This is a genomic window from Micromonospora sp. 4G55 (assembly GCF_016803375.1).
The window spans coordinates 1-1,955 of record NZ_JAEVHN010000904.1 but is presented as its reverse complement, the minus strand read 5'-3'; the positions used below and the strand labels follow the sequence as shown (position 1 = coordinate 1,955).

General features: G+C 75.2%; 2 protein-coding genes. Both read left to right on the top strand.

Annotated elements, in window-relative coordinates:
• Positions 1 to 99: 99 nt before the first annotated feature.
• Positions 100 to 345: a hypothetical protein gene (locus JNW89_RS35910; RefSeq protein ID WP_238452392.1), complete on the top strand. Its 246-nt coding sequence runs from the start codon at positions 100 to 102 to the stop codon at positions 343 to 345.
• Positions 342 to 1,808, top strand: coding sequence for an NADH-quinone oxidoreductase subunit NuoF family protein (locus tag JNW89_RS35905; RefSeq protein ID WP_238452391.1), 1,467 nt, complete (start codon positions 342 to 344; stop codon positions 1,806 to 1,808). Before JNW89_RS35910 ends, JNW89_RS35905 begins: the two co-directional genes overlap by 4 nt.
• The last annotated feature ends 147 nt before the right edge of the window (positions 1,809 to 1,955 follow it).

Below are 1,955 nucleotides of genomic sequence, written 5' to 3'. Positions count from 1 at the left end.
CGCCGGCCCGGTACGTCCCGGACGAGGTGCCCGTCGACGACACCCCCACCCTGGTCGACCTGGCCTCCCGTCGTGCCCTGAAGGCCACCGGCGAGAGCCATGCCGCGCAGCGGCGCCGGCCGGCACAGCGTCGACGACGAGGTGCCGGTGGAGCCGGACTACTGGCGGCCGCCGGCCCGGTACGTCCCGGACGAGGTGCCCGTCGACGACACCCCCACCCTGGTCGACCTGGCCTCCCGTCGTGCCCTGAAGGCCACCGGCGAGAGCCGCCGGCGCCGCCGGCGGGCCGACGCGGACGCGGTGGACGGGGCGTACTGGGCCGGGCTGCGGGGTGAGGCGAAGTGATGCGGACCAAGGTGCCGCCGGTGGCGTGCGTCGGCGAGCCCCGGCTCACCGCCGGGTTCGCCGAGTTCGGCCGGCTCGACCTGGTCGCGCACGAGGAGGTGCACGGCCCGATCGGCCCGATGGAGCCGGCGAACCTGCTCCGGCTGGCCGAGAGCATGCAGCTCAAGGGCAAGGGCGGCGCGGGCTTCCCGTTCGCCCGCAAGCTCACGGCGGTGCTGGAGTCCTGCGAGCGGCAGGACCTGCCCGCCGTGGTGGTGGTCAACGCCACCGAGGGCGAGCCGGCGAGCTGGAAGGACAAGGTCCTGCTCACCCGGGCGCCGCACCTGATCCTCGACGGGGCGGCGCTGGCCGCGTACGCGCTGGACGCCGAGGAGATCGTGATCGGGGTGGCCGACGACGGGGTGGGTCGCGACTCGATCACCCAGGCCCTCCAGGAGCGCCGGATGCCGGTGCCGACCAGCATCGTCACCGTGCCGCACCGGTTCATCTCCGGTGAGGGCGGCGCGCTGGTGAACGGGATCAACGGGCTGCCGCACATCCCGCCCGGCACCAAGAAGCGCTCCAGCGACTCCGGGGTGAACAACCTGCCCACCCTGCTCTCCAACGCCGAGACGTACGCGCAGCTCGCGGTCGCCGCCCGGCTCGGCCCGTACGAGTACGCGGCGCTCGGCACCGACGACGAGCCCGGCACGCTGCTGCTCACCGTGACCGGCGCGGCGAAGCGCCCGGCCGTGGTGGAGTGCGCCGCCGGCACCCCGCTGCGGGAGATCCTCGACCTGTGCGAGGTGCCGGACTCACCGGGCATCCTGATGGGCGGCTACCACGGAAAGTGGATCACCCAGGAGGCCGCGGACCGGGCGGAGGTGTCCCGTAAGGGGCTCACCAAGGTCGGCGGCACCCTCGGCGCCGGCATCGTCGTGCCGCTGGGCGGCGACACCTGCCCGCTCGGAGAGGTCGCTCAGGTGGTCCGCTACCTCGCCGGCGAGTCCGCCGGCCAGTGCGGACCGTGCAAGATGGGCCTGCCCGACCTGGCCCGCGCCGTCGACCTGGCGGTCTCCGGCAGCGCGCCGGTGGAGGTCGTCCGGGCCGCCGCCGGCGACGTCAAGGGCCGCGGCGCGTGCAGCCACCCCGACGGTACGGCCCGGTTCGCGCTCTCGGCGATGGAGGTCTTCGCCGAGGACCTGCGCCTGCACAGCACCGGGGACGGCTGCGGCCGGCGGGTCAAGGGGGTGCTGGGGCTGCCCGGCGCGCCCGACGCCAACCCGCAGAAGCTCACCCTCGACTGGTCCCGCTGCGACGGGCACGGGCTCTGCGCGCACGTCGTGCCCGACTTCATCCGGCTGGACGCCAACGGATACCCCGCCTTCCCGTCCACCCCCGTGCCGACCTGGCTCCGGGAGGGCGCGCTGAAGGCGGTCAAGGTCTGCCCCGAGCTCGCGCTGCGCCTGGCCAGGGCCGAATAGCAGCACCACCGAGAGGAGACGCGCCATGCGGTCGTACCCCAGGAGCGGACCGGGTGGACGACCGCCCGCCGCGGGCCGGCTCGCCGCCGTCGGCGTCGTGCTGCTCGGCGTGTTGCTCGCCGCCGGCGGCTGCGCGGTCGGCCCGGA

Coding starts and splice junctions, on each gene's coding strand:
- JNW89_RS35910 (WP_238452392.1), top strand. CDS start 100: ATGCCGCGCAGCGGCGCCGGCCGGCACAGCGTCGACGACGAGGTGCCG.